This is a genomic window from Dactylosporangium maewongense (assembly GCF_039531485.1).
In the GTDB taxonomy this organism is placed as follows: Bacteria; Actinomycetota; Actinomycetes; order Mycobacteriales; family Micromonosporaceae; genus Dactylosporangium; species Dactylosporangium maewongense.
On the sequence record NZ_BAAAQD010000005.1, the window covers coordinates 325881 to 350889 of the forward strand.

24 protein-coding genes are annotated in these 25009 nt (G+C 73.5%); 5 read left to right on the plus strand and 19 right to left on the minus strand.

All coding sequences use genetic code 11. The features are described from left to right. Window positions 1-22: 22 nt before the first annotated feature. On the plus strand, window positions 23-1519 hold the full coding sequence (locus ABD332_RS15775; protein ID WP_344502642.1) for an FAD-dependent oxidoreductase: 1497 nt from the start codon (window positions 23-25) through the stop codon (window positions 1517-1519). Between the two features lie 35 nt (window positions 1520-1554). On the opposite strand, the gene ABD332_RS15780 is transcribed toward ABD332_RS15775, so the two are convergent. The 6 genes from ABD332_RS15780 to ABD332_RS15805 form a co-directional block, all read right to left on the minus strand. Beyond that, a complete protein-coding gene (locus ABD332_RS15780; RefSeq protein ID WP_344502643.1) occupies window positions 1555-2022 on the minus strand; it encodes a YfbM family protein in 468 nt (155 codons plus the stop codon). Beyond that, window positions 2019-2678 carry a tetratricopeptide repeat protein gene (locus tag ABD332_RS15785; protein WP_344502644.1) on the minus strand — a complete coding sequence of 220 codons (660 nt, stop codon included), beginning with the start codon at window positions 2676-2678 and terminating at the stop codon, window positions 2019-2021. Before ABD332_RS15785 ends, ABD332_RS15780 begins: the two co-directional genes overlap by 4 nt. A gap of 38 nt (window positions 2679-2716) precedes the next feature. Beyond that, window positions 2717-3874 (minus strand): hypothetical protein, encoded by a 1158-nt coding sequence (locus ABD332_RS15790; RefSeq protein ID WP_344502645.1) that lies wholly within the window; start codon window positions 3872-3874, stop codon window positions 2717-2719. Further along, the gene (locus tag ABD332_RS15795; RefSeq protein ID WP_344502646.1) at window positions 3871-4218 is read right to left on the minus strand and encodes a PadR family transcriptional regulator; all 348 of its coding nucleotides are present in this window, start codon (window positions 4216-4218) and stop codon (window positions 3871-3873) included. The genes ABD332_RS15790 and ABD332_RS15795 overlap by 4 nt, the downstream gene beginning before the upstream one ends. Before the next feature lie 285 nt (window positions 4219-4503). Continuing rightward, window positions 4504-5172, minus strand: a complete 669-nt coding sequence (locus ABD332_RS15800; RefSeq protein ID WP_344502647.1) for a C40 family peptidase — start codon at window positions 5170-5172, stop codon at window positions 4504-4506. Between the two features lie 366 nt (window positions 5173-5538). Beyond that, window positions 5539-5958, minus strand: coding sequence for a cupin domain-containing protein (locus ABD332_RS15805; RefSeq protein ID WP_344502648.1), 420 nt, complete (start codon window positions 5956-5958; stop codon window positions 5539-5541). Between the two features lie 124 nt (window positions 5959-6082). Here ABD332_RS15805 and ABD332_RS15810 point away from each other — a divergent pair, with 124 nt between their 5' ends. Further along, entirely contained in the window at window positions 6083-6880 is a 798-nt protein-coding gene (locus ABD332_RS15810; RefSeq protein WP_344502649.1) for a hypothetical protein, read from the plus strand. 509 nt (window positions 6881-7389) lie between these two features. On the opposite strand, the gene ABD332_RS15815 is transcribed toward ABD332_RS15810, so the two are convergent. The 9 genes from ABD332_RS15815 to ABD332_RS15855 form a co-directional block, all read right to left on the minus strand. Then, window positions 7390-7956 (minus strand): TetR/AcrR family transcriptional regulator, encoded by a 567-nt coding sequence (locus ABD332_RS15815; RefSeq protein WP_344502650.1) that lies wholly within the window; start codon window positions 7954-7956, stop codon window positions 7390-7392. Between the two features lie 260 nt (window positions 7957-8216). Next, on the minus strand, window positions 8217-9020 hold the full coding sequence (locus ABD332_RS15820; RefSeq protein ID WP_344502651.1) for an alpha/beta fold hydrolase: 804 nt from the start codon (window positions 9018-9020) through the stop codon (window positions 8217-8219). Window positions 9021-9066: 46 nt separating this feature from the next. Next, window positions 9067-10122, minus strand: coding sequence for a sugar ABC transporter substrate-binding protein (locus tag ABD332_RS15825; RefSeq protein ID WP_344502652.1), 1056 nt, complete (start codon window positions 10120-10122; stop codon window positions 9067-9069). Between the two features lie 8 nt (window positions 10123-10130). Further along, window positions 10131-11750 (minus strand): methyl-accepting chemotaxis protein, encoded by a 1620-nt coding sequence (locus ABD332_RS15830; protein WP_344502653.1) that lies wholly within the window; start codon window positions 11748-11750, stop codon window positions 10131-10133. A gap of 60 nt (window positions 11751-11810) precedes the next feature. Continuing rightward, window positions 11811-12482 (minus strand): FadR/GntR family transcriptional regulator, encoded by a 672-nt coding sequence (locus ABD332_RS15835; protein ID WP_344502654.1) that lies wholly within the window; start codon window positions 12480-12482, stop codon window positions 11811-11813. After that, complete coding sequence (locus tag ABD332_RS15840) at window positions 12473-13372, minus strand: amidohydrolase family protein (RefSeq protein WP_344502655.1); 900 nt, start codon at window positions 13370-13372, stop codon at window positions 12473-12475. Before ABD332_RS15840 ends, ABD332_RS15835 begins: the two co-directional genes overlap by 10 nt. Continuing rightward, window positions 13369-14295, minus strand: a complete 927-nt coding sequence (locus tag ABD332_RS15845; RefSeq protein WP_344502656.1) for an aldo/keto reductase — start codon at window positions 14293-14295, stop codon at window positions 13369-13371. Before ABD332_RS15845 ends, ABD332_RS15840 begins: the two co-directional genes overlap by 4 nt. Further along, complete coding sequence (locus tag ABD332_RS15850) at window positions 14292-15047, minus strand: SDR family NAD(P)-dependent oxidoreductase (protein ID WP_344502657.1); 756 nt, start codon at window positions 15045-15047, stop codon at window positions 14292-14294. The genes ABD332_RS15845 and ABD332_RS15850 overlap by 4 nt, the downstream gene beginning before the upstream one ends. Before the next feature lie 76 nt (window positions 15048-15123). Next, complete coding sequence (locus ABD332_RS15855) at window positions 15124-16017, minus strand: serine/threonine-protein kinase (protein WP_344502658.1); 894 nt, start codon at window positions 16015-16017, stop codon at window positions 15124-15126. Between the two features lie 112 nt (window positions 16018-16129). On the opposite strand from ABD332_RS15855, the gene ABD332_RS15860 reads away from it, so the two are divergent. After that, complete coding sequence (locus tag ABD332_RS15860) at window positions 16130-18475, plus strand: putative bifunctional diguanylate cyclase/phosphodiesterase (RefSeq protein WP_344502659.1); 2346 nt, start codon at window positions 16130-16132, stop codon at window positions 18473-18475. After that, window positions 18472-20301 (plus strand): diguanylate cyclase domain-containing protein, encoded by a 1830-nt coding sequence (locus ABD332_RS15865; protein ID WP_344502660.1) that lies wholly within the window; start codon window positions 18472-18474, stop codon window positions 20299-20301. The genes ABD332_RS15860 and ABD332_RS15865 overlap by 4 nt, the downstream gene beginning before the upstream one ends. On the opposite strand, the gene ABD332_RS15870 is transcribed toward ABD332_RS15865, so the two are convergent. Then, window positions 20280-20483: a hypothetical protein gene (locus tag ABD332_RS15870; RefSeq protein WP_344502661.1), complete on the minus strand. Its 204-nt coding sequence runs from the start codon at window positions 20481-20483 to the stop codon at window positions 20280-20282. The genes ABD332_RS15865 and ABD332_RS15870 overlap by 22 nt on opposite strands. Window positions 20484-20635: 152 nt before the next feature. Here ABD332_RS15870 and ABD332_RS15875 point away from each other — a divergent pair, with 152 nt between their 5' ends. After that, window positions 20636-21502 carry an aldo/keto reductase gene (locus tag ABD332_RS15875; RefSeq protein WP_344502662.1) on the plus strand — a complete coding sequence of 289 codons (867 nt, stop codon included), beginning with the start codon at window positions 20636-20638 and terminating at the stop codon, window positions 21500-21502. Window positions 21503-21505: 3 nt separating this feature from the next. On the opposite strand, the gene ABD332_RS15880 is transcribed toward ABD332_RS15875, so the two are convergent. From ABD332_RS15880 to ABD332_RS15890, 3 genes are read right to left on the minus strand one after another with little or no spacing between them, the layout of a single operon-like run. Further along, on the minus strand, window positions 21506-22777 hold the full coding sequence (locus tag ABD332_RS15880; RefSeq protein WP_344502663.1) for an aldehyde dehydrogenase family protein: 1272 nt from the start codon (window positions 22775-22777) through the stop codon (window positions 21506-21508). A gap of 48 nt (window positions 22778-22825) precedes the next feature. Then, window positions 22826-23680 (minus strand): class I SAM-dependent methyltransferase, encoded by an 855-nt coding sequence (locus tag ABD332_RS15885; protein WP_344502664.1) that lies wholly within the window; start codon window positions 23678-23680, stop codon window positions 22826-22828. Continuing rightward, complete coding sequence (locus tag ABD332_RS15890; RefSeq protein WP_344502666.1) at window positions 23677-24939, minus strand: glycosyltransferase 87 family protein; 1263 nt, start codon at window positions 24937-24939, stop codon at window positions 23677-23679. The genes ABD332_RS15885 and ABD332_RS15890 overlap by 4 nt, the downstream gene beginning before the upstream one ends. Between the last annotated feature and the right edge of the window lie 70 nt (window positions 24940-25009).

The window sequence follows — 25009 nt, forward strand, 5'->3', positions numbered from 1 at the left end:
CCTGTTGGGTAAGATCTTCGATGTGGCAGCCACAGCAGCGCAGCGCTTCGCGGAGATCAACACGCCGCACCCGCCGGCCGAGACGAAGATCCTCATGCGGCGGGCGGTCGTCCTCGGCGGCAGCATGGCCGGTCTGATGGCCGCCCGGGTCCTCGCCGACCACGCCGACGAGGTCGTCATCGTCGAGCGCGACGACACCGACGTCAACGCCGGCCCGCGCCCGGGTGTGCCGCAGGGCAGCCAGGTCCACGCGCTGCTGCCCGCGGGACAGGTGCAGCTCGACCGCTGGTGGCCGGACTTCACCGAGCGCGCGATCGCGGCCGGCGCCCCCGACGAGGGCCGCACCGACGCGAAGATCTTCATCAACGACGAGCTGCGCGTGACCACCGAGCCGCCGCCGGAAAAGCCGATCCTCATCACCACCCGCCCGTTCCTGGAGGCCCAGGTCCGCCGCCGGGTCCTGGAGAGCCCGAAGGTCCGGATGGTGTACGGGCGCGCCGACGGCCTGCTGTTCGCCCCCGGTGAGGGTGGCGGCGTGGTCGGGGCCCGCTACGTCCCGGCGGCGACGGGCACCCCGGCCACCGGAGCCGACGACGGCGGGCGGCAGGGCGCCGCCGGTACCGACGCCGCAAACGCTGACGGAGGACAGGACGCTGCCGTCGAGCTCGCCGCCGACCTGGTCGTCGACGCGATGGGGCGGGCGAGCTCGCTCAACGACTGGCTCGAGGCGCACGGCTGGCCCCGCGCACCGATGCAACGCATGCCGATCAAGCTCAACTATGCGTCGGCCCTGTTCGAGCGCGACCCCGCGGTCAGCGACACGTGGATCGCGATCTCGCAGACCACGCCGGCGAAGGACCGGGTCGCCCGCATCGGCGGCATCAACTCCGTCGAGGGCGACCGCTGGATCATGCTGGTCGCCGGCTACGACGCCGACCGGCCCAGCCGCGACGTCGAGGAGTTCGCGAAGCGCTGCCGGCAGTACTTCCCGACGATGTTCGGCGACATCGCCGAGCGCGGGAAGATGATCGGCAACGTCATCACGTATCACCAGGCCGACAGCCGCCGGCGCGACTTCGACCAGGTCGACCGCCTGCCGACGGGGATCATCGCGGCGGGTGACGCGGTCGCGTCGTTCAACCCCGTGTACGGCCAGGGTATGACGTCCGCGACGCTGCACGCGTCGTGCCTCTCGGAGTGGCTGCGCACCGGGCCCGACCTCGCCACCGAGCCGGCCCGCGGCTACTTCGAGCGGGTCCGTGTGGTGGTCGACGCGGCCTGGCAGGTGTCGACGTTCGCCGATCTCGGGCTGCCGCACATCACCAGCGGCCAGCCGCGCGGCTACAAGGTCATCAAGTGGGCCAGCGAGGTCATCCTCAAGGCCTCCATGACGGACTCCGTCACGAGCCAGAAGCTCAACCGGGTGACCACGATGCTGGACCACCCGAACGCGCTCGCCAGCCCGGGGCTGCTGCTGCGGGCGCTGCGGCTGAAGTGGTTCGGCGGCGCCCGCGCCTGACCTCGGGGCGTCAGCTCATCCAGAGCTCCGGGGCGTCAGCTCATCCAGATGACGACGCTGTCGCCGTCGGCCGCGGCGGCGTGGAAGAACGCGACCAGGGTCTCGTAGGACGACCGCAGGTAGTCCAGGGACCCCGGCTCGTGCCAGATCATCGGGTACACGTCGTCGGCGGTCAGCGCCGCCGGCTCGTAGTGCGCGGCGAGGTCGGCGAACGGGGTGACGTCGAGGAACCCGGCGGCGGTCGCGACCTCCTCGGGGGTGAGCACCCGCGGCGAGTCGTAGCCCCACTGCTCGTCGGTGATCGGCACGCCGCCGCTGATCACGTCGACGGGCGCGTCGATCTGGGCGAGCAGGAACTCCAGCCCGCCCCACGCCTTGTCGACGTCGACGTGCGGCCGGTCGGTGATCTGGTCGTTCGCGGCGAAATGATCGGTGCGCAGCAGGACGCGCAGGTCGGCCAGGTCGCCGTCGCGCAGCCGCGCGTACTGCGTGATCATGCTCATGAGGCGCGATCGTAGCCGAGCGCCCGGCGGGCCTCACCGACCTGGCGTGCGACGGCGGCGGCGCCGTGCTCCGCGGCGAGCCGCTCCGCCCGCTCCAGCAAAGACGGCACCTCGTCGTGCCGCCGCGCCGCCGCCTCCAGCTGCGCCAGGGTCAGCAGGCTCGCCGCGACGCCCGCGTGGTGACCGGCCCGTTCCCGCAGCCGCACCGCGTCGAGCAGGTGCTCGCGTGCCTCGTCGAGCCGTCCCGCCAGGTGCGCGGAGATGCCGAGGTGATGCAGTACCGACGACAGGGTGAGCGTGTCGTCCTCGGCCTTCGCGAGGACTCTCGCCCGTTGCAGCGCGGGGACCGCCGCGTCGTCGTCCTGGCGGACCACCTGATGGAAACACCCGATCCAGAACAGCGCCTCACCCTCGCCGCGCGCGTCGCCGAGCTGCTGGTAGAGCTGCGCCGCGCGGGAGAACAGCGGCAGCTCCGCCGGGTCCTCGACCCTGTCCCGCAGGAACCGGGCGTGCACGACCCTTCCGCGGGCCAGGGCGAGGTCCGCCTCGACCGCGTCGAGCTCGCGGTCGGCGGTGGGCAGCGCGTCGTGGTCGTCGCCGAGGACGCTCCGCTCGTACAGCTCCCGGGCCCTCGCCAGGCGGTGCTCCGCGCTCATCCGGCAAGCATAGGACCCGGTGGATCAGATCCGGCTCGTCAGATCCGGGCCAGCCGGCGGGCCCGCACATGACCGATCGCGAGCAGGACCACGGCGATCGCCGCGAAGACGACGATCGTCGGTCCGAGCCGCCACGTCAACGTGTCCGCCGGCCGGTAGGTGTCCAGTGGCGCCGGGAGGTGTACGGAGTTGTCGAGGATCACGACGACGGTCAGGACCGCGACGGCGATCGGCAGGCGCGGGTCCGCCACGACACCGACGGTGATCGCGGCCAGCAGCGCGAGCGGGTAGAAGAGGCCGTACCCCGGGGAGAAGTAGGCGCCGGTGACCAGGAGATAGCCCAGCCACATCAGCAGGCCCACCGGCGCGGCGACCAGCCAGACCGCGGAGATCCTGCGCCGCTCGGGGCTCCGGTCGGCGACACTGAGACCCACGAGCACGACGAGCGCGGTGAGCAGCAGGTGCGAGACGCCGTCGGACGCGAACGGCACGGCGGTCCACAGGCCCGTGAGCACGGTCGCGGTGACCGTCCGGCCCGCGAGCAGCGCGAGGATGGCGCCGGTGCCCAACGCGGCCGTGAGGACCCCCCAGACGACCATGGTCGACAAGTAGACGTCGAGGCGGATGTCGTACAGGAAGTAGAGCAGCGCGAGGAGCGACTGCGCCTGCAGGACCAGGGCGCCGATGCGCAGCCCCTCGGACCAGACCGCGCCGGCGGTGCGGTGGCGCCGCAGGCCGAACCGCTCCTTCGTGCCCTGCACCAGGATGCTCGCCGCCTCGCGCGGGCTCGGCGTCCGGCGGCCGGGCTCGGCGGCGTCGAGCAGGGTGCCGAGCATCTCCTCGCCGCGCCCGGTCCGCCATGCCTTGGGGTACGCCCGCAGCAGCGCCTCGTAGCGGCGGGCGAGGACGGCCTCGGGGCCGGTGCTCGTGCCTGCGCTCGTGCCGGCCTGGCTGTCGGCGCTCGTGCCGGGCTCGCCGCCCCCGTGGCGCCGTGCGCTCATGTCGGCCTCGCCGGCGGGTGTGGGCGTGCGGGCCTCGTCGGCGGGTGTGGGCGTGCGGGCCTCGTCGGCGGGTGTGGGCGTGTCCGCCTCGTCGTGGGCGGGTGTGGGCATGCCGGGCTCGCCGCCCCCGTGGCGGCGTGCGCTCGTGCCGGGCTCGCCTGTGCCGGGCTTGTCGTGGTGGTGCGGGGTGCTCATGCGGGGCTCACCGCCGTGTTGATGGCGCGGCGCCGGGCCGTTGCGTTGGTGACGACCTTCGCGGCGGCCGCGAGCCGGGCCGCCTCTTCCTGCAGGGCGGCGCCGCCGTCGGCGGTGAGCGCGTAGTAGCGCCGGGCCCGCCCGTTGACGATCTCCTCGCTGACCACCTCGACCAGGCCTGCCTCGGCGAGCCGGTCCAGCACGGCATACAGCGAGCCGGCGGCGAGGCGGACCGACCCGTCCGACAGTGCCTCGACCCGCTTGATGATGACGTATCCGTGCAGCGACCCGTCCAACAACGCGGCGAGCACGAAGTAGCTCGGTGATCGCAGTTGTATAGTCATGTGAGAAGACTATCCGCGTCACATGTCCATCGCAAGCGACTCATCCACGCAACTCACTGTCAGGGACTCGCTCGCAGTCGCCACCACCGCCGCCCGCCGATACAACCGGTGAACCCGATGCCGGGCAGTTCCGGGTGTTGGGCAATGCGGCGGGCGGCGGGGCGGAGTTTCATCGGGCGCGCCGGCGTTCATGGTTCGGTGCGGCGCGGCAGCTGCACTGCGGCGCGGCATCCTCGCTCAGGCGCGGCAGGCTTCGCTGCCGTGTGACGGCGGCCCTCGCAGGGCTCAGCCGATGATGCGGCGCCCGGCGTAGAACGCGTAGACCTTGGCGATCCGGACGTGGTCGCCGGGGTGCGGTGCATGGATCATCATGCCGTCACCCAGATAGATGCCGACGTGGCCCGAGCTGGGAAACACCAGGTCTCCGGGCTGCAGTTGGGCCCGGGACACCGACCGTCCGCGGCCGATCAGGCCGCCGGTCTGGTGCGGAAGTTTGATGCCGGCCCGGGCATAGCTGGCCACGACCAGCCCCGAGCAGTCGAACGAGTTCGGCCCGGCCGCGGCCCACACGTACGGCTTGCCGAGCTGCGCTCGGGCGTACGCCAGAACGGCGCTCACCGACCCGGCGACGACCGGCGTCTGCACCTGCGGCACCGCGGGCTTCTTGGGCTTCTGCTTGGGTTGCGCCTGGTTGGTGGTCTTGACCTTCGGGGCCTTCACCACGGCTTGGACCGCCTGTGCGGTCTGGATGACCGGCCGGACCGGCGGGTTGCGCCGCTCGAAGAACCGGTCCGCGCGCAGCACCGGTGTGCGTGCGGCGAGCTGTTGCGGGATCTCGGCGGCGGCGGTCGGTTGACGACTGGCGGCGGCCGAGGTGGGTGCGGGCAGGACGACGGCGGACAGGACTATTGAAACCGCGACGAGGCGGAGAACTGAGGACAGAACGTGCTCCAACGCTAGGTCCAGGACTCAGCTGTGCATCCTGTGGCCGCCAGCGCGACCCGCCCTGCGACTGAGGCAAGGGCTTTCCAGGAACCTGGACGAGACCGAACTGTTGTCAACACCCGGAATGAACCGCGGTGTAGTTCGGAACCTATGGCGTCGAAACGAGATCATCGACCGCTCATCATCGATCTCACACGCGATGTCACCCCGCCCTCCGGCGCGTCGGAGCGGTACCGACGACAGCGATGGCAGGCGATTGGACCATCGAGGTCCGTGACGTCGTGGACACTCCAGGGATGCGAAAAGCGCGCGCCACCACCGGAAGCGGCCGGCCGTCAGCCCGCTTCGTCAGTGGTCAGCCCGTCTCGCCGGCGGTCAGCCCGTCCCGCCGGTGAACAGGCTGGGGAGGTTGACGACGATGCCTTCCTGGCTGCTGCGGGCGATGACGACGACCGCCTCTTCCGCGCCCGGGTTCTCCTCGCGGTGCGGCACGAACGGCGGCACGAAGACGTAGTCGCCCGGCTCGGTCTCGATCCTGACCTCCCGGCCGCCTTCGGCGAACACGAAGACCGGATGGCCGGACACGACGTAGATGGCGGTCTCGGCCTCGCCGTGGTGATGGTCGCCGGAGCTGGTGGCGGGGGCGACGTGGGTCTGCCCCATCCAGACCTTCTCGGAGCCGACGGTCTTGCCGGAGACCGCCTCCAGGCGGGTCATGCCGGTGGTCTGCCGGGTGTCGCCACTGAGCTCCCTGCCCTTGATGTGCCGCAGCGGTGCGTGCCAGCGATCCTCCATCCTCGAACCCTACCAACAGCTTCAATATGTTCATTACGCTCATCTTTGAGTCCTTTAGTCCGTTTTGTCGTTAAGGTCACCAGTGGCTGGGCACGAGGCCCGGCCGGACGGGAGCGACGAAAGCATGAACCGCAGGAGTCTGCTGCTGGGGGCGGGCGCGGTCGGCCTCACGGCCGCCGTCGGCGGCGCCGCGATCGCGGTGGCCGCACCGGAGGACACCGAGGCGGGCCGGCGGCCGCAGCCGCTGCTCACCTGGGAGCTGACCGGCGGGTTCGTCCCCGCCGGCTGGACCGCACTGCGCCCCGCGCGCCTCGCCGCCTACGAGGACGGCACGCTCATCGCCGACGCCACCCGCCGGCTGAAGATCAGCCAGGGCACGGTGCGCTCGCTGCGCAACCACGCCCTGCTGGTCCTGCGCGACCCCGCGAACTCCCGCCGCCGCCCCGGCGCCCCGATGATCGCCGACGTGCCGTCGACGGTCTTCACCGTCCGTGGCAACGGCCGGCGCTTCCGTGCCCAGTACGAGGGGCTCGAGGAGACCCGGTCGGACAGGGCGTACCCGCAGGCGTCGTACTCACTGCTGGACCACCTGACCCAGCTGCGCGACCGCACCCTGCGGACGGGTTCGTCCTACCACCCCGACGCAGTGCGGCTCATCGCCGTCAAGCTCGACCCGGCCCAGCAGCCGTCGACCCCACCGCCGTCGACCCGCCCGTCCCCCGTGGCCCAGTGGCCCGCGGACGTGCCGCTGCCCCGCCTGGGCAAGGACGAGTTCGTCGCCCAGCTCGACCTCCGCGGCCGCCAGGCCCGCGCGCTCCTGCGCGCCCTGCCCCACCCCGACCCGTCGAGCTGGCCGGTCCTCGCCACCCCGGACGGCACCCGCTTCCAGGTCAACCACCGCTTCCTGCTCCCCCACGAGTGAGCACGAGCCGCCGGTTTGGGCGGCGAGGGAACGCAGCGTAAAGTGGTGATGACGCCATCGAAGATCAATTAGGTGGGCGTTGGTACGGTGCTTAGGTAAGCAGGCGCCGCACCCGCCGGGGTCGTGTGATGGGGTCGCGAGTCGTCGCTCTGCCCGTTCGCCACCCAAGGGCGACGAATCGGCCGGTCCGCCGCCGGCCCGCACTCAGGCCCGCGCCCGGGAAGCCAGGCGTCGGCCACAGCGGGCAGGCGGGGCCACGGAGTTACGCGCTGGGGTTAGTGTCAGGCTGCGGCGCAGAGTTCACCGTGCGACTGCCGTACGGGGCCCTGCGACGCTGCCGCGCGGGGCTCTGCGACGCGGAGTTCACTGTGCGGCTGCCGCGTGGGCCCGCCGCGCGGAGTTCACCGGCGGCGCGGAGTTCACTGTGCGGCTGCCGTGGGGCCCTGCCGCGCGGAATTCACCGTGCGGCTGCCGCGTACGGCTGCCGCGTGGGGCTCTCAGGGCGGGGCTCAGTGCGGGGCTGCGGCGGTGACGCCGTGGACGACGGTGGCGATCAGGCGGTCGAGGGTGGCGTCGACGGACTGGGGCAGGCCGAAGCCGCCGGAGGTGTGCAGGACCGCGAAGCCGTGCATGGCGGCGCGGGCGATCCGCGTGGCGTGGACGAGCTCGTCGTCGGCGAGGCCGCAGCCGCGCAGCACGGCGAAGCACACCTCGACGAACCTGTCCGCGGCGGCCGTGACCGCCGGGTCGGGGTCAGGGGCCTGCGGCAGCAGCGCGTAGCGGTGCGGGTGGGTCATCGCGTAGCGGTGGTAGGCGCGCATGAGGGCTTCGAGGGCGGTGTCGCCGCTGAGGCCGAGCACGGCGGTGGTGGCGGCGGCGGTGAACTCGTCGAGGAGGCGCACCGCGAGGAGGTTGCGCAGGTCGGTGAGGCTGCCGACGTGCTTGTACAGCGACGGCGTGGCCACCCCAGTCCGAGCCGCGACCGCCGCGAGGGTCAGCGCCGCCGGGCCCTCGGAGTCCACGAGGGCCAGTGCGGCGTCGACGACCGCGTCCCGGCTCAGGCCCGCCCTAGGCATGGGCCGCGTCCACGAGGGCCAGCGCGGCATCGACGACCGCGTCCCGCCTCAGTTTCGCCCAGACATGGAGCGCATCCCGGCTCAGACCGGCCCTGGAGGCGTCCCAGCTCAGATCGGCCCTAGGCACGTCCCAGGTCAGACCGGCCCCGGGCACCTCCCGGCTCAGGCCCGACCTAGCCATTTCCCGAATCAGACCAACCCTGGGCACGTCCCGGATCAGACCGAGCCTAGGCATGAGCCGCGGCCGGCTCAGGGCTGGCCTAGGCACGGGTGGCGGGCTGGTTGAGGAAGGCGAGGACGGCCGACGCGGTCTCGGCGGGGAACTCCGAGTGCGGGTAGTGGCCGGCGCCGTCGATCATCGTGACGGTGGCGCCGATGCGGGAGGCGACCAGAGCGGCCTCGGCGGCGGGGTCGGGGAAGTCGGGGTCCTTGGTGCCCATGAGCACCAGGGCAGGCGTGCGGACCTCGTCCATGCGGGCCTCGCACACGGACACGTCGGCGGCGAACATCGCCCGCAATGCTGCCATACGGCCGGGCTCGGCGAGGTTCGCGGCGAGGGCGGCGCGCTCCGCCTTGTGGTTCGCGGGTTTGCGGGTCTTGAACAGGCTCGACCAGTACAGCATCCACAGTGGACGGAAGCGGCCGACGGCGGCGATCGCCAGGCGCATCACGGGGTTCGGCGCGGGCATGACCCTGGCGAACGGGGCGCAGAGCACGATCGCGCGGAAGAGCGAAGGGGCCTCGGCGGCGGCCCAGACCGCACTGGCGCCGGTGTAGGAGTTGGTGAGCAGCACGGCCGGGCCGGCGTCGAGGTGGCGCAGAAGCGCGACGGCGTCGCGGGCGATCGCCTCCGGTGAGTAGTCGGACCAGACGACGTCGGAGGAGCCCGCGCCGCGCAGGTCCATCGTGACGACGCGGTGGCCGGCGTCGACGAACAGCGGCCGGATCAGCTCGTACGTCATCCGCGTGACGCCCATCCCGGGCAGGCACAGCAGGAGCGGCCCGTCGTTGCCGCTGTCGTCGTACCCGATGCGGCCACCCTCAACAGCGAAGCTAAGTTCCATAGCTTTAAAGCTAATGCCATTAGCCAACAAGCACAAGACCCGGGGCTCAGGCGATCCCCGCCGCCTTGCACGCCTCCGCGTAGGCGCCCGCGCACAGCGCCGAAGGCGTGACGAAGCCGTCCTTCACCACCGTGGACGCGATCGTGTCTCTGGTGACGGTCACCGGGTCGAGCAGGATCGACGGGACCTGGCCGGCGCCGTTGTCGACGCTCGCCGGCGCGGCCGGCCGCTTGCCGCGCACCAGGTCGTTCGCGAGGGCCGCCGCGGTCTCGGCCTCGGTGCGGATCGCCTTGTAGACGGTCATGTACTGGTCGCCGACGAGGATCCGCTGCAACGCCGCCGTCTCCGCGTCCTGCCCGGTCACCGGCACCTGCGGTAAGCCAAAAGCCTTCATCGCGGCGATCGCGGCGCCCGCGGTGCCGTCGTTGGCGGCGTACACGCCGACGATCGTGCGCCCCCGGAGGGTCGGCAGGGTGCGGGCCGTCCACGCCTTCGCGTTGTCGGGGTTCCACTCGGCGGTGTCGGACTCGGCGGCGACGCGGACCTTGCCGTCGAGACCGGCGTGGGCGCCCTGCTTGAACAGGGTGGCGTTGTTGTCGGTGGGTGAGCCGTTGATCCACAGGATCTCCCCCGCCGCCGCCTTCGGGCCGAGGGCCTGCAGCAGCGCCGCTGCCTGCAGCGCGCCGACCTTCGCGTTGTCGAAGGAGATGTAGTAGTCGACCGCGGTCTTGAGCACCAGGCGGTCGTACGAGATGACCGGCACGCCCTTCGCGGCCGCCGCGGAGACGATCTGGCCGGCGGCGACGCTGTCGACGGGGGTGAGCACGAGGGCCTTGGCGCCCTTGGCCAGCGCGTCCTGGGCCTGCTGCAGCTGGGTCGCGGCGTCCTGCTCGGCGTTGCGGTAGTCGACCTCGCAGGCCGGGCACAGCTCCGACAGCTTCTGCGCGAAGTAGGGCTGGTCGCCGGCCTCGTACCGGCTGGCCTTGCGCTCCGGCAGCAGCAGCGCCACCCGCGCGGAGAAACCCTCGTCGCCGGTCTTGAGCGCCTCGGTGCAGCCGGACAGCACCGACAGCGAGAGCAGCAGCGCAACAAGGCGTCGCATACGCATCCTCAGTACGTGAAGCGCGACACGAGACCGCGCATGTCGGAGGCCATCCGGGCCAGCTGGTCGACGGCCTCGCCGGTGCTGGTGACGCCCTCGTTGGTGGACCTGGTGGCGTCGGCGACGCCGGAGATGTTGGTGGCGATGTCGACGGACCCGCCGGCGGCCTCGTCGACGCTGTGGCCCATGGTGCGGGCGGTGACCGCCTGCTCCTCGACGGCGGCGGCGATCGAGTGCTGGTACTCGCTCATCTGCGCGATGACCTCGCCGATCTGGCTGATCGCGTTGACGGCGTCCTCGGTGTCGAGCTGGATCGCCTGGACGCGTCTGCCGATGTCGTCGGTGGCCCGGGCGGTCTCGCGGGCGAGGTCCTTGACCTCCTGGGCGACGACGGCGAAGCCCTTGCCGAAGTCGCCGGCGCGGGCCGCCTCGATCGTCGCGTTGAGCGCGAGGAGGTTCGTCTGCCCGGCGATCGACGTGATGACCTTGATGACCTCGCCGATCTCGCCGGAGGAGGCGCCGAGCTTGCCGATGGTCTCGTTGGTCGTGGCGGCGATCGAGACGGCGGTGGCGGTGACGGTCGCGGCGTGCGCGGTGCTGCGGGAGATCTCCTCGATCGCGGTGCTCATCTCCATGGCGCCGTTGGCCACGGCGGCGACGTGCTCGCTGACCTCGCCGGCGGCGCGGGCGACGAGTGAGGCGCGGGAGTTGGCGTCGGTGGCGCTGGTGTCGATCTGCCGGCTGATCGCGGTGAGCTCCTCCGCGGCCGCGGACAGCGTCGCGGAGTTGTCGCCGAGGCTGCTGACCGCCTCGCGGGTGCTGGCGGTCGCGGCGTTCAACGCGCGGGCCATGTCGCCGACCTCGTCGCGCTGCGGGATGTCGGCCTCGGCGGTCAGGTCGCCGGCGGCGACGGCGGTCAGCACGGCGTGGACGCGGCGGATCGGCCGGACGATGAGCCCGGTCAGGTAGCGGCTGAGCAGCATCGCCGCGGCGAGCCCGGCGAGCAGCGCGACGATCATGGCGATCCGCGCCCGGTTGTAGGCGTCGGCGGCGTGGCCGGCGCCGGACCGGCCGCTGGCCTGCTCGTAGGCGAGCAGGTCGGTGAGGGCCGCCATCGCGTTCGCGGAGACGGTGGCGCCGTCGCCGAGGTACGCGGCCTGGAAGCCGGGGATGTCACCGGCGGCGGCGAGCGGCAGCAGCCGGTGGTCGCGGATGTTGCGGAACGCGCCCCACCAGATCTCGAAGCGGGCGAGCAGGTGCCGCTGCCTCGTCGTCGTGACCGTCGACCGGTACGCGGCGAGCTCCTTGTCGACGGCGGCGTCGGAGGCGGCGATGCCGTCCTGGAACGCCTTGCTGGCCACGGGCCCGTTGGACAGTGCGAGGTTCGCGACGTCGCCCTGGACCTTCATCGCCGACTGGCTCATCGCCGCGAGGTGCGACGAGGGCACGAGGTTGTTCCGGTACAGGTCGCCGGCCTTGGCGTTGACCTCGCCGAGGCTGCTGACCCCGACGCCGAGGACGACGGCCCCGACGGCGCAGCACACCAGCACCAGCAGCAGGAGTTTCCTGGCCACCGGCTGGTCGGCCAGCCACCGCCGTTTCGAACGCCGCGACTCTGCACGCTCCACGGATTCACCGATCGGCGGCGATACGTCCGACCTGAGCGGAACGACGGCCCGCGGCACGGTTCACAGCGCGCGGCGCAGCCACTCCTCCACGCCCGCGACGTGGATCGTCGCCCAGGAGCGGGCGAGCTCCGGCTGGCGGGCGCCGATCGCGTCGACGATCGCCTGGTGCTGCTCGCGGGTCCGTTCGGCGGCGCCCTCCTGGGTGAGGCCGCGCCAGATCCTGGCCCTGGTCGTGGGGCCGGACAGCCCGTCGATGAGGGAGCACAGCACGGCGTTGCCGGAGCCGGCCGCGATCTGCCGGTGAAACTCCAGGTCGTTGGCGACGAGCGCCTCGATCGTCGGGTCGTCGCCGAGCTGGTCGAGCACCGTCTGCAGCTTCGCGACGTCGGCGGGGGTCATCCGCTCGGTGGCGAGGGCGGTCGCGGCGGGCTCCAGGATCCGGCGCACCTCGAGGAACTGCAGGACGGTGTCGTCGCGGTGGAAGTCGACGACGAAGCTCAGCGCGTCAAGGAGCAGGTCCGGGGCGAGGCTGGTGACGTAGGTGCCGTCGCCCTGCCGGACGTCCAGGACGCGGATCATCGACAGCGCCTTGACCGCCTCGCGCAGCGAGTTGCGGGACAGGCCGAGCCGCTCGGCGAGGTCGGCCTCCTTCGGCAGCCGGTCGCCGGGGCCGAGCTCACCGGAGGTGATCATGCCCTTGATCTTGTCGATCGCCTCGTCGGTCAGTGCCATGTTTCCCTCATGGATTCCTCCGGGGCGACTGTATCGCCCGCCGTGCCGATGTCCAGCCGGTAGACCGCGGTGGCGGTCCCGGCGAAGATTGCCGCGCGACCCGCGTCGTCCGTGTCCAGCAGCACGTCGCGCAGCAGGTCCCGCATGGTGTCGAGGACGCGTCGGTACGAGGCTGCGAGCAGACAGACGGGCCAGTCCGACCCGAACATGAGCCGTGCGGGTCCGAACAGTTCGACGGCGGCCCGCACGTACGGGGCCAGGTCCGCCGCGGTCCAGGTGGTCCGGTCGGCCTCGGTGACCAGCCCTGACAGCTTCGCCGTGACGTTCGGGCACCCGGCCAGGAGCGCCAGGTCGCGCCGCCACGGGTCGAGCCCGCCGGAGCTGATCGCGGGCTTCCCGAGGTGGTCCAGGACGAACCGGACGTCGGGCAGGTCCCGGGCGAGGCGGGCCGCCTCCGCGAGCTGGTCGTGCCGGACGACCAGGTCGAAGGCGAGGCCGGCGGCACCGATCGCCAGCAGCCCGTCGCGGACGTCCGGCCGGTCCAGGTAGCCGGCCGGCTCGGCCTGCACCTGTGCGCGCAACCCCACCAGGTGCTGCGCGCCCGGCAGCTCCCGGTACCGCGACAGGGGCAGGTCCACGGGGTCGGCCCAGGCGACCACGCCGGCGATCGACGGCGTGTCGAGGGCGTGCCTGAGCAGCACCGCGGCCTCATCGGCGGCGCAGCGGCCGCCCTCGACGAGGACGGTGTGCGACACCCCCGCCGCGGCCAGCTCGGCCTCCAGCTCCGCGGGGGTGAACGTGCGGCGGATCGGGGCGAGCGAGGGGTCGTCGAGCCAGGTGTACCCGCCGTCCAGGTCCCACAGGTGGTGGTGCGCGTCGATGACCGTCACAGCAGCCCGGCCTCCCGCAGCGCCGGCCACAGCGACGCGGGCGGCGGGGTGCCGGCGAGCGCGGCGTTGCGGCGCACCTGCTCCGGGGAGTCGGCGCCGACGACGACGGCGGTGACGGCCGGGTCCGTGGCGGCGAAGGCGAGCGCCGCCGCCGGCAGCGTCGTGCCGTGCCGGTCGCAGGCGGCGGCGAGCTCGCGGGCCTTCGCGACGAGCGCGGCGGGTGCGGTGGCGTACTCGTAGGGCAGGTCGGCGCGCGGGTCGGGCAGCGCCAGGAGCCCGCTGTTGAACACGCCCGCGTTGTACACCTGGACCCCCGCCGCCTTGCACGCCGGCAGCAGCCGCTCCTCGGCGGTCTGGTCGAGCAGCGTGTGGCGGCCGGCGACGAGGACGACGTCTGGGGTGCACTCGACGACGACGCGGGTCAGCACCGCGGCGTCCTTCGACCCGGCGCCGATGGCGCCGACGACGCCTTCCGCGCGCAGTTCGGCGAGAGCCGGGAAGCCGGTGCGCAGCGCGACCTCCGGATGCTGCTCGGGGTCGTGCAGCAGCGCCACGTCGATCCGGTCGAGGCCGAGCCGGGCCAGGCTGGCCTCCAGGGAGCGGCGGATCCCGTCGCGGCTGAAGTCCCAGACCCGCCGGTGGGTGGCGGGCACCACGAACCCTTCGGTGTCCATGCCGCCGGCGTAGGACGGGTCGCCGACGAGGAGCCTGCCGACCTTGGTGCTGACGGTGTACTGGTCGCGGGGCCGCCCCCGCAGCGCCTCGCCGAGCCGCCGCTCCGACAGGCCGAGCCCGTAGTGCGGCGCGGTGTCGAAGAGCCGCACCCCGGCGTCCCAGGCGGCGTCGACGGTCGCGTGCGCCCGCTCGTCGTCGATCTCGTGGTACAGGTTGCCCAGCTGGGCGCAGCCGAGCCCGAGCTTCACGCCGGGGGTCGCAGTCGCAGGCCGTGCATGCCGCCGTCGACGGACAGCACGGTGCCGGTGGTCGCCCCGGCGAGGGGGCTGGCGAGGTAGGCGATGGCGTGCGCGACCTCCTCGGCGCTGACCAGGCGGCCGGTCGGCTGGCGGGTCTTGAGCGCCGCGAGCTCCGCGGCGGGGTCCGCGGCCTGGTCGAGGAGCCGGCGCACCCAGGGCGTGTCGGCGGTGCCGGGGTTGACGCAGCAGACCCGGATGCCTTCGCGGACGTGGTCGGCGGCCATCGCCGCGGTCAGCGCCTGCACGGCGCCCTTGCTGGCGCTGTAGAGGGCCCGGTCGGGCAGGCCGGCGTGGGCGGCGATCGAGCAGGTGTTGACGATCGCGGGGTGCGCGGAGCGGCGCAGGTGCGGCAGCGCGGCCCGGCTCACCCGGACCAGGCCGACGACGTTGACGTCGAGGACCCGGTGCCACTCGTCGTCGGGGTTGCTCTCCACGGTGCCGATGGCCCCGATGCCGGCGTTGTTGACCAGGATGTCGATGCCGCCGAGCCGTTCGGCGGCGGCGGCGATGCCGGCCCGCACGGTGGCGTCGTCGGACACGTCGGCGGTGATGCCGATCAGCGGCTCGGGCAGCTCGCCGGGCCGCAGGTCGAGGCAGGCGACGCGGGCGCCGCGCTCGGCCAGGTGCAGCGCCGTGGCGAGCCCGATCCCGGACGCGCCCCCGGTGACGACGGCGGCGAGCCCGTCGAATTCTCCTCGCACAAGACCCCCAAATACATCGGAGGTTTGATGTGTATCAGGCGCAAGCCACGAAACACAAGGGCTGGCCTTTCGAGATTCATCCGATGACATCGGTTGCGAGCGTCGGGGCGTCCAGCGCGTGGGGCAGCGGGCGCGGCCGGTGCGTCAGGACCGGCGGGACGTGGACCGACACGTCGACGGCGGCGGCCAGGATCAGGGCGAGGGCGACCGCCGTCGGCCGGCACTCGGGGACCTTCGACAGGCATGACGTGCACAGCTCGGCGATCTCCGGGGGCAGGCCCGGGATCGGCGGCAGCGCCTCCGGCGGGGTGAACCGGTGGGCGCGCAGGACCTGCTCGTCGGTGCTGGCCGGCCACGGGATGCGGCCGGTCAGGCACTGGTAGAGCAGGACACCGAGGGCGTAGACGTCGGTGGCGGGGCTGGCGGGCCCGGTGTCGAGGCGCTCCGGGGCCAGGTACGCGGGGGTGCCGAACACGATCCGCTCCGACGGGTGGCCGACGGGGGCGGCGACCCCGAAGTCGAGGATCTTCGCGCCCGCGGGGGTCAGCACGACGTTCGCCGGCTTCACGTCGCGATGGACGATGCCGTGGCCGTGCGCGGCGGCGAGGCCCGCGCCGACCTCGGCGCAGATCCTGACCGCGACCTGCCAGTCGAGGGGGCCGGCGCGCATCGCGTCGACGAGCAGCGGGCCCTCGACGAGCTCCATCACCAGGTACGCGGTGCCCCGGCCGCCGCGGCGGGACGTGCCGAAGTCGTAGACGGCCACCACGTTGGGGTGGGCGAAGCGGGCGCCGGAGCGGGCCTCGTTGCGGGCGCGGTCGAACGCCTCGGGGTCGGCGGCGTGCTCGGGGGTGAGCAGCTTGACCGCAACGTCCCGGTCGAGGACGTCGTCGTGCGCCCGCCAGACACTCGCCATGCCGCCCTCGCCGAGTTTCGCGCCGAGGTGGTACCGCCCGCTCAAGCACCGCATGTGTATTCCATGCCCGCTTCACCGCGGAACCACACGGCAACGACCTGGGCAACCGCGCCGCAACCACCCGCGGGTGCACTCGACGTAACCCGATCACCGAGCGGAGGCGCGCGTGCACACGACGAGATGGGTGCTGCTCACCGCCGGTGCGGCCGGGATCGCCGCATCGGCGGTGACCGACGGCCGGCTCGGGCGGGTGATCTGGCTGCTCACCGCGCTCGTGTGCGCGTCGCCCCTGCTCGCGCGCATGTGGCGGGAGCGCGCCCGGGCACGCGGGCCGTGGCGGCTGGTCGCGGCCGGGTTCGCGGTCCGGCTCGGCGCCGACCTGGCATGGGGCGCCGAAGGGCTGAGCAAGGGCACGGTCCCGTTCCCGTCCTGGAACGACATCGGCTACCTGGCGTCCTACGGCCTGCTGATCGCCGGCCTGATCCGCGCGGCGGGCGGGCGGGCCCGCACCGCCCTGCTGGACGCGTCGATCATCGCGGCCGGGCTGGCGCTCGTCGACTGGATGATGCTGCTGCACCCGTACCTGCACCACGCCGACCCGGGCGGGCCGGGCGCGACGACGCTGGCGCTGCTGTACCCGGTGTGCGACCTGGTGCTGTTCGCGGCCGGGGTGCGGGTGCTGTTCGCCGGCGCGATGCGCGACCCGGCGAACCGGCTCGTGCTGCTGGCCCTGGGCCTGCTGCTGGCGGCGAACTTCATCTTCTTCGCGCACGCCGCGACCGGCGCGACCCGGTCGGTGGCGCTGCTGGACAACGTGCTGTGGCTGCTGTCGTACCTGGCGCTGGGCCTCGCCGCCCTGCCGCGGCACCGGCCGGAAAAGCAACCGCAGGAGCGGCAGACGCAGGAGCGGCGGCCGCAGGTGGACGCCGAGGTGGCCTCCCACCCCCGGATCCTCATGTTCGCCGGCGCCGCGGTGATCGGGCCGGTCGCGTTCGTCGTGCAGCGGGGCACCGCCGGCAACGACCACCTGTACGTGCCGGCGCTGCTGTCCGCCGCCCTGTCGCTGCTGCTGGTGCTGCGCCTCGGCGGCCTGGCCAGGGTCGCGCAGCGGCGCTCCGGCGAGCTCGACGCGCACGCGGGCGAGCTGGAGCGGCGCGGGCGGGAGCTGTCCGACGCGCTGGTGGAGCGCGAGGCGCTGGAGCACCAGCTGCGGCACGGCGCCCTGCACGACCCGACGACCGGCCTGGCCAACCGTGCGCTGCTGACCCAGCGGATGGAGTGGGCGCTGACCCGGGCCGAGCAGGGCCGGCACGCGCTGATCCTGCTGGACCTGGACCGGTTCACCGACGTCAACGACGCGCACGGGCACGCCTTCGGCGACGAGGTCCTCGTCGCGGTCACCGCCCTCCTGCGGCAGCTCGCCGCGCCCTCGGACACGCTCGCGCGGCTCGGCGGCGACGAGTTCGCGCTGTTCGTCGAGGACGTCGAGCAGCTGCGGGCCGCGCACCTCGCCGAGCACCTGCGGGCGGAGCTCAAGGCGCCGCTCACCGTCGGCGGGCGGACGGTGCACCTGACGGCGAGCCTCGGGCTGGTGCACCTCGCGGCGAAGGCCGCGCCCCGCGACGCGGTCGCCGACGCCGAGCTGGCGCTGCGGGCGGCGAAGCGCTCCGGGCGGGACCGGGTCAGCGTGTACCGGCCGGAGCTGCGCACGGCCCGCGAGACGTTCACCCGCATCAGCGCCGGGCTGCGGCACGCGATCGACCGCGGCGAGCTGGCCGTGCACTACCAGCCGGTGGTGGAGCTGCCGTCGGCGCGGATCGTGGCGGTCGAGGCGCTGCTGCGCTGGACGCCGGCGGGCGGGCCGGTGCCGCCGCTGGACTTCATCCCCGTCGCCGAGGAGACCGGGATGATCGTGCCGATCGGCGCGTGGGTCCTGGACCAGGCGTGCCGGGACGCGAAGGCGTGGCACGACCGGCACGGCGCGTCGCTGACGGTGAACGTGTCGGTGCGGCAGCTCGCCGAGCCCGGCTTCGCCGAGCAGGTGCTGCGGACCCTCGCCCGGACCGGGCTGCCGGCGTCCGCGCTCGTCCTGGAGATCACCGAGTCGGTGTTCGTCGGGGTCGCCGACGACGCGGCGCCGCTGCTCGCCGCCCTCGACGGGCTGCGCGAGCACGGGATCCGGGTCGCGATCGACGACTTCGGCACCGGGTACTCGTCGCTGTCGTACCTCACCCAGCTGCCCGTCGACATCCTGAAGATCGACCGGTCGTTCGTGCCGGCGGACCCCGCCGACGCCGCGGGCGGCGACCACGCGTTCACCCGCGCGGTGCTGCAGCTGGGCACCAGCCGGCAGCTGCCCGCGATCGCGGAGGGCATCGAGACCCAGGAGCAGGCGCGGCTGCTGCACGACCTCGGCTGCCGGCTCGCGCAGGGCTACCACTTCGCCAAGCCGGGGCCGGTCGCGCACGTCGAGGCCGCGTTCCTGCGCCTCAATCCGGCGCTGACCCCGTGATCGGGCACCTGCGGCGCGACCGTGCCCTGCTCGCGATCGCCGCGGCCGCGGTGGTCGTCGTCGGCTGCCTGCTGACCGGCGCCGGCGGGGTCCGGCTGTTCTGGACCGTGCTGCCGGTGTCCGACCTGCTGATCTGGGTGTTCGCGCGGCGGGTCGCGGCGCTGCCGCAACTGTCGGGGGACGCGCGCCGGTTCTGGCGGCAGGCGGCGAACGCCGCGGTGTTCTTCGTCGCCGGCGACCTCAGCCAGACCGTCGTCGCGTGGACGCACCCGGGGCCGGCGGCGGCGGTGCCGAACTCGTTCCAGGCCGTGGCGATCCTCGCCGGTGCCGGCTGGCTCATCTGGGTCATGCTCAGCCACCCGGCGCCCCTGACGACGCCGCGGTTCTGGCTGGACGCCGGGTCGGTGATGATCGGCGCCGTGGTGCTCATCTGGCTGCTGCTCCTGCCGCAGGCCGGCGGCTCCCCGGTCGCGCTGCTGCTCGGCACCGTGATCACCGCGTTCGCCGGGTTCGCGGCGGTGAAGCTGGTGCTCAGCGGCAACGCGCCGCTGAGCGTGCTGGCGGCGGCGCCGATGGTGGCCGCGGCCGTGATCCAGGGGTTCGTCGGATCGCTCGTCACCGCCGACGGCCGGCACCTGCGGCTGCTGCTGGCCGCGCAGGTGCTGCCGGCGCTGCTGCTCGCCGTCGCGCCGCGGCTACAGGAGCACTCGGTGCGGCTGGACCAGCGGTCTACGCAGCGGACCCGGCGGCCCTACAGCCTGCTGCCGTACACGACCCTCGCCGGGCTCTTCGCGGCGCTGCCGGTCGTGCTGCGCGACGGGCTCGGCCCCGACGTGTGGCTGCTGCTCGGCGGTCTCGCCGCGACCACCGTCCTGGTCGTGACCCGGCAGCTGCTGGCGTTCCGGGAGAACGCGGCGCTGCTCGCGGAGCTCGGCGCGCAGCAGGAACGCTTCCGGTCGCTGCTGGCCCACTCGACCGACATCACCTCGGTCGTCGACGCCACCGGCGCGCTCACCTACGTGACCCCGGCGACGGAGCGCCTGCTGGGCAAGTCACCCGCGGCGGTGCTCGGCACGACCGTCATGTCGCACGTGCACCCCGACGACCTGCCGGCGTTCGCGGCGGCGATGGACACGCTGCGGGCCGCCCCGAACGCGTCGGTGAGCTACCAGGTGCGGTACGCGCACGCCGACGGCTCGTGGCGGTGGCTGGACGTCGTGAGCCGCAACCTGCTGCACCTGCCGAGCGTCGGCGGCTACGTCAGCAACGCCCGCGACGCCACGCAGGCCCGGCTGCTGCAGGACGAGCTGCGGCACCAGGCGACCCACGACGGACTGACGGGCCTGGCGAACCGGGCGCTGTTCGACGCGCGGCTCGCCGCCGCGGCGGCGCCCTCCCCCGACAACACGGCCGGCAACACAGCCGGCCACACGGTCGCGGCGGTGCTCCTCGTCGACCTCGACGACTTCAAGATGATCAACGACACCCACGGCCACCACGCCGGGGACGCGGTGCTCGTGGCGGTCGCGGAGCGGCTCGCCGCCAGCGTGCCGGCCGGCGGGACGGCGGCCCGCATCGGCGGCGACGAGTTCGCGGTGCTGCTGCCGGGCTCCGGCGCGCGGGCCGCCGAGGCCGTCGCCCGCAGGTTCCTGGACCTGCTGGACGTGCCGGTGCCCGTGCAGGGCCACCGGCTGCTGGTGCGGGCGAGCGTCGGCGTCGTCGACGGCGACCCGCGGGCCGCGGAAGCGCTGCTGCGGCGCGCCGACGCCCGCATGTACGCGGTGAAGCGCGAGACCCGCCTGGCTCAGATGTCCTCGTCGAGCTGAGTCGCCCGGCGCGGCTCGCGGACCAGCTGGCCGGTCGAGTCGACCGCGCCGTCGTCGATGCGCCCACCGCGCTGCTCGTGCACGGCGCGGCTCTGCGCCTGTTCGTACTCGCGCCGCGCGGCCGCCCTGGCCTGGCCCTCGGGGCTGTCGGGATCCACCCCGGTCGGGTCCTGTGCGTTCATGACATCACTCCCAGCGGTCGGCGTGACTCCCAGGCGGTTGGCGTGAGGAGGGTCACCTTACCCATACCTCTCCGCGCTAATCCAGCCGTACTTCGCCACAGCGCTACGTTTGGACGGTTGCCTGCCATACCGTTCTGAGGAGAGCCATCCGCATGTCAGAGCAGACCAGCGTGCACGCCGCGGCGGCGGCCGGGACCATCGACCTCGGCGGTGACCTGACCGTCAACCGGCTCGGCTTCGGCGCCATGCGCGTCACCGGCACCGGCATCTGGGGCGACCCGCCGAGCCGAGCCGACGCGGTGGCGGTGCTGCGCCGCGCCGTGGAGCTCGGCGTCAACTTCATCGACACCGCCGACTCCTACGGGCCCGACGTGAGCGAGGAGCTGATCGCGGAGGCGCTGCACCCCTACGCCGACGACCTCGTGATCGCCACGAAGGGCGGCCTGGAGCGGCCGGGGCCCGGCGAGTGGACGTCGAACGGGGACCCCGCGCACCTGCGCCGCGCGCTCGAAGGGAGCCTCCGGAAGCTCCGGCTGGAGCAGATCCCGCTGTACCAGTTCCACCGGCCGGACCCGAATGTGCCGTTCGAGGACTCGGTCGGCGCGCTGGTCGAGCTCAAGGACGCCGGCAAGATCCGCCACATCGGCCTGTCGAACGTGACGGAGGAGCAGCTGCGGGTCGCGCAGCGGCTGACCCCCGTCGTCTCGATCCAGAACCGCTACAACGTCGACGACCGCGGCTCCGAGTCGCTGGTCGACCTGTGCGAGCAGGAGAGCATCGTGTTCCTGCCGTGGGCGCCGATCCAGAACCTCGACGGGGTGACGGCGGTGGAGGAGATCGCCGCGCGGTACGGCATCACGACCCGGCAGCTCGTGCTCACGTGGCTGCTCGCCCGGTCGCCGGCGATGCTGCCGATCCCGGGGACGGGGTCGGTGGCGCACCTGGAGTCGAACGTGGCGGCGGCGTCGGTCGCGCTGACCCCGGCCGAGGTCGCGACGATCACCGCCGCCACATCCTGAGGCTCAGGCGCTGACGTCGCCCGCCCGGTCGGCGGGCACGACCACGTACTGGCGCAGCGACAGGTCGCGGAAGGTCACCGGACCGCGCGGCCCCGGCACCCGGTCGATGTTGATGCCCGTCTCCGGCAGCGCGAGGAGCTTGAACCCGTCGAGGAGGCGGGTGGTCGCGTTCCAGAAGGCGCCGGTGCCGGCGTAGGCGGCGAGGAACTCCCGTGCGGCGGCGGTGGACTCGGTGACGATCCCCGCCGCCAGCCCGGACGTCTCGTCGTTGGCGATGCGGGCCGCCTCCTGGACGCCGGAGACCGGGGCGATCGTGACGGTCGCCTCGCCGGCGGAGTCGAGGGCCCACTCGTAGCCGAGGGCGTGGCTGTGCGGCGGCAGCGACGCGGCGATCGCCGGGGTGCGGGCGGCGAGCGCGTCGACGACGCCGGGGACGGTCGCGTCCCAGATCGCCTGGTGGACCAGCAGCAGGTTGAGCCGGTTGCACACGCCGAGCCGGTCGAGGCCCGCGTCGATGAGCGCGGCCGCCTTGGCCGGGTCGGCGGCCTCGTCGAGGTAGAGGACGCCGCCGCCGTCGGCGTGGGCGAGGGTGCGCACGCCGTGCAGGGCGGCGCGCTCGGCGAGGCTGCGGGTGCTGTCGCCGCTGCCCCGGAGGATGACGAGCGGGATGAGGCCGGGCTGCGACACGAGCGCCTCGGCGCTGTCGCGGCCCTTCGCCCGCACCAGCTGCACGGCGGCGGGGTCGAGGCCGGCCTCGGCGAGGGCGGGCGCGACGACGGCGTCCATGAGCGCGACCGCGGACGCGAGGGCCGCGGAGCCGGTCCGCAGCACCCCCGCGTTCTGCGACTTGACCAGCTGCGACGCGACGTCGACGGTCACGTTGGGACGGGCCTCGTAGTTTGCGCCGATGACCCCGACGGGCCGGCGCCACTCCTGCAGGACCAGGCCGCCGTCGAGGGTGCGGATGGTGCGCTGTGCCGGCTCGGCCTCGACCCCGGCGAGGATGTCGAGCTGGGCCGCCATCGCGGTCAGCCGGGCCTCGTCGAGCTTCAGCCGGTCCAGCAGCCCGCCGCTCATCCCGCCGGCCCGCGCCGCAGCCTGGTCCTCCTGGTTGGCGGCGAGGATCGCCTCGCGGGCGCCGCCGCCGAGGCGGCGGGCCATGCCGCGCAGCGCCTCGTCGATCGTCTTGGCCGGCGCCGCGGCGAGTGACGGCGCGGCGGCCCGGGCGGCGCGGGCAGCCTCGGAAACGGCCTCGGACGACGGCGAAGCGGACACGCGGCACTCCCGGGGAACGACGACTGGTGAAGCCCAGATTCTAGAGCGTCACCGTTTCCGGGCCTGGAGGGTGTACGTCTGCGGCAGCCGCCACGGCCGGTCGGTGAGGCGGTGTTCGCCGTGCTCGTCGGCGGTGGTGCGGCCGGGCAGGGCGTCCCACGGCGCGCTGTCGTGCTCCCGCAGCATGGTGAGGTCCAGGCCGGCGTCCATGACGGCGGTGACGATCTCGCCGAGGCCGTGGTTCCACTGGTGGGTGGTCGTGCTCTGGAAGACGGTGTCGGTCTCGACGTAGGTGCCGTCCTCGTCCCACACGAGGGGGTCCTCCCGTTCGAAGTACGCCTGGTCGATCGCGAGGAGACCGTCGGGGCGGGTCTCGTCGACGGCCCACAGCATCGGGTGGCCCTCGCGGATGAACAGCCGGCCGCCGGGCTTCAGCAGCGCGGCGACGACCCCGGCCCAGCGGCGGACGTCCGGGAGCCAGCAGAGCGCGCCGATGCCGGTGTACACGAGGTCGAAGGAGCCCGGTTCGAGCACCCGCGGCGCGTCGTACACGTCGGCCTCGACGTAGCCGACGTCCGCCCCGGTCGCGGCGGCCAGGGCGCGGGCCTCGGCGAGCGACGCGCCGGAGAAGTCGAGACCGGTGACCGCCGCGCCGAGGCGGTGCAGCGACAGCGTGTCGGTGCCGATGTGGCACTGCAGGTGCACGGCGCGCAGGCCGCGGATGTCGCCGAGCCGCGGCAGGTCGAAGCGGACGACGTCGCTGAGGAAGGCGGGGTCGTCGAGGAACCGCTGCCGGGAGTAGCCGGGCGACGCGGCGTGGGCGGGGGCCCGCTCGTCCCACTGGGCGCGGTTCAGGTGCAGGTATTCGGAGGCTGCCGAGAGGGCGCGACTGGGCTGATTCACACGGTCGAACCTGCCACGCCCGCCGGCGCCCCGACAGCGGTTTTCCCCGGCCGCAACCACACCGCGGCGAGGACCAGCAGAGCGACGCTGACCAGGGTGTACGTGTCGCCGACCAGCCGTTGCACGCCGTGCCAGGTCGCGGGGTCCTCGATGTCGGGTAGATGCCACAGCAGGCCGCGCGGGGCGGCGATCCGGTCGCCACGGCCCTGCATCGGCCAGGCGAGGAAGGCCATCGCGAGCAGCCCGGGCAGCCCCGCGGCGAGCCACCGCAGCCGGGCGGGGACCTGCGCCACGACGGCGGCGGTCGCGACCAGCACCGGCACGATCCAGGCGTAGTGGTACGTCCACGACACCGGCGAGACGAGCAGGCCGGTGAGCGCGGTGCAGGCGACGCCGGCCAGCTCCTCGCCGCGGAGGTGGGCGGTGCGGGCGACGGCGAACCCGAGGACCCCGACGGCGGCGGCCAGGGCGTAGTAGACGGCGGTCGAGCCGGTCCAGCGTTCGGCGAGGGTGTGCAGCGACTGGTCCAGCGACCCCCCGAGCGCGCTGTCCTGCGTGACCCGGCCGGAGCTGGCGAACATGCCGGTGAACCAGTACTGGGCCGAGTCGCGCCCGTCGGTGGCGAAGCCGAGCAGCGTCAGCGCGGCGAATGTCCCGGCCGCCGTCGCGGCGGCCCGGAACCGGCGGGTGACCAGCAGGTACACGATGAAGATCCCGGGCACGAGCTTGGCCGCGGTCGCCACCCCGACGGCCACACCCCGCAGCCGGTGCCCGTCCGGCAGCGCGAAGTCGGCGAGGACGAGCAGCACCAGGATCATGTTGATCTGGCCGTCGTTGAGGTTCGCCTGGACGGGCTCCAGCCACAGGGCGCCGGCGGCGAGGGCGAGCGCGGCACCGGCGACGCCAGGCCCGCCGCGCAGCCCGGCCATCCGGAGGCTGAGCAGGCAGACCCCGACGAGCGAGGCGACGGTCAGCGCGTTGAGCGCGACGAGGGCGTGGGCGCTGCCGAGCCGGGACAGCGCGTCGAAGGCGAGCAGCGTCACCGGCGGGTAGGTGAACGGCCAGTGCCCGGCGGTGAACGCCAGGTCGTAGACGTGCGCGTGGTGCCGGAACGCGGCGCCGGCCTGCACGTACACCTCGATGTCGCGGTCGTCCAGCTGCGGGCCCTCGATCCTGGCCACCTGCAGGTAGCTGGCCAGCGACACGACGAACGCCAGGGCCCCCGGCAGGGCCAGCCAGTTCGGGACGTTGCGCTGCACGGCCGCAGCGTCCCACACCGGGGTGCCGCCGCGACGCGGCCCAACGGACGGGATCCGCGGGTCGGCCGGG

Excerpts from the sequence above, each read along its gene's own strand:
- ABD332_RS15805 (WP_344502648.1), bottom strand. The coding sequence starts at position 5,958 with ATGGAGGATCGCTGGCACGCACCGCTGCGGCACATCAAGGGCAGGGAG.
- ABD332_RS15815 (WP_344502650.1), bottom strand. The coding sequence starts at position 7,956 with ATGCCTAGGGCGGGCCTGAGCCGGGACGCGGTCGTCGACGCCGCACTG.
- ABD332_RS15835 (WP_344502654.1), bottom strand. The coding sequence starts at position 12,482 with ATGGCACTGACCGACGAGGCGATCGACAAGATCAAGGGCATGATCACC.
- ABD332_RS15875 (WP_344502662.1), top strand. The coding sequence starts at position 20,636 with ATGTCAGAGCAGACCAGCGTGCACGCCGCGGCGGCGGCCGGGACCATC.
- ABD332_RS15820 (WP_344502651.1), bottom strand. The coding sequence starts at position 9,020 with ATGGAACTTAGCTTCGCTGTTGAGGGTGGCCGCATCGGGTACGACGAC.
- ABD332_RS15785 (WP_344502644.1), bottom strand. The coding sequence starts at position 2,678 with ATGAGCGCGGAGCACCGCCTGGCGAGGGCCCGGGAGCTGTACGAGCGG.
- ABD332_RS15870 (WP_344502661.1), bottom strand. The coding sequence starts at position 20,483 with ATGAACGCACAGGACCCGACCGGGGTGGATCCCGACAGCCCCGAGGGC.
- ABD332_RS15810 (WP_344502649.1), top strand. The coding sequence starts at position 6,083 with ATGAACCGCAGGAGTCTGCTGCTGGGGGCGGGCGCGGTCGGCCTCACG.
- ABD332_RS15855 (WP_344502658.1), bottom strand. The coding sequence starts at position 16,017 with ATGCGGTGCTTGAGCGGGCGGTACCACCTCGGCGCGAAACTCGGCGAG.
- ABD332_RS15825 (WP_344502652.1), bottom strand. The coding sequence starts at position 10,122 with ATGCGACGCCTTGTTGCGCTGCTGCTCTCGCTGTCGGTGCTGTCCGGC.
- ABD332_RS15780 (WP_344502643.1), bottom strand. The coding sequence starts at position 2,022 with ATGAGCATGATCACGCAGTACGCGCGGCTGCGCGACGGCGACCTGGCC.
- ABD332_RS15790 (WP_344502645.1), bottom strand. The coding sequence starts at position 3,874 with ATGAGCACCCCGCACCACCACGACAAGCCCGGCACAGGCGAGCCCGGC.
- ABD332_RS15795 (WP_344502646.1), bottom strand. The coding sequence starts at position 4,218 with ATGACTATACAACTGCGATCACCGAGCTACTTCGTGCTCGCCGCGTTG.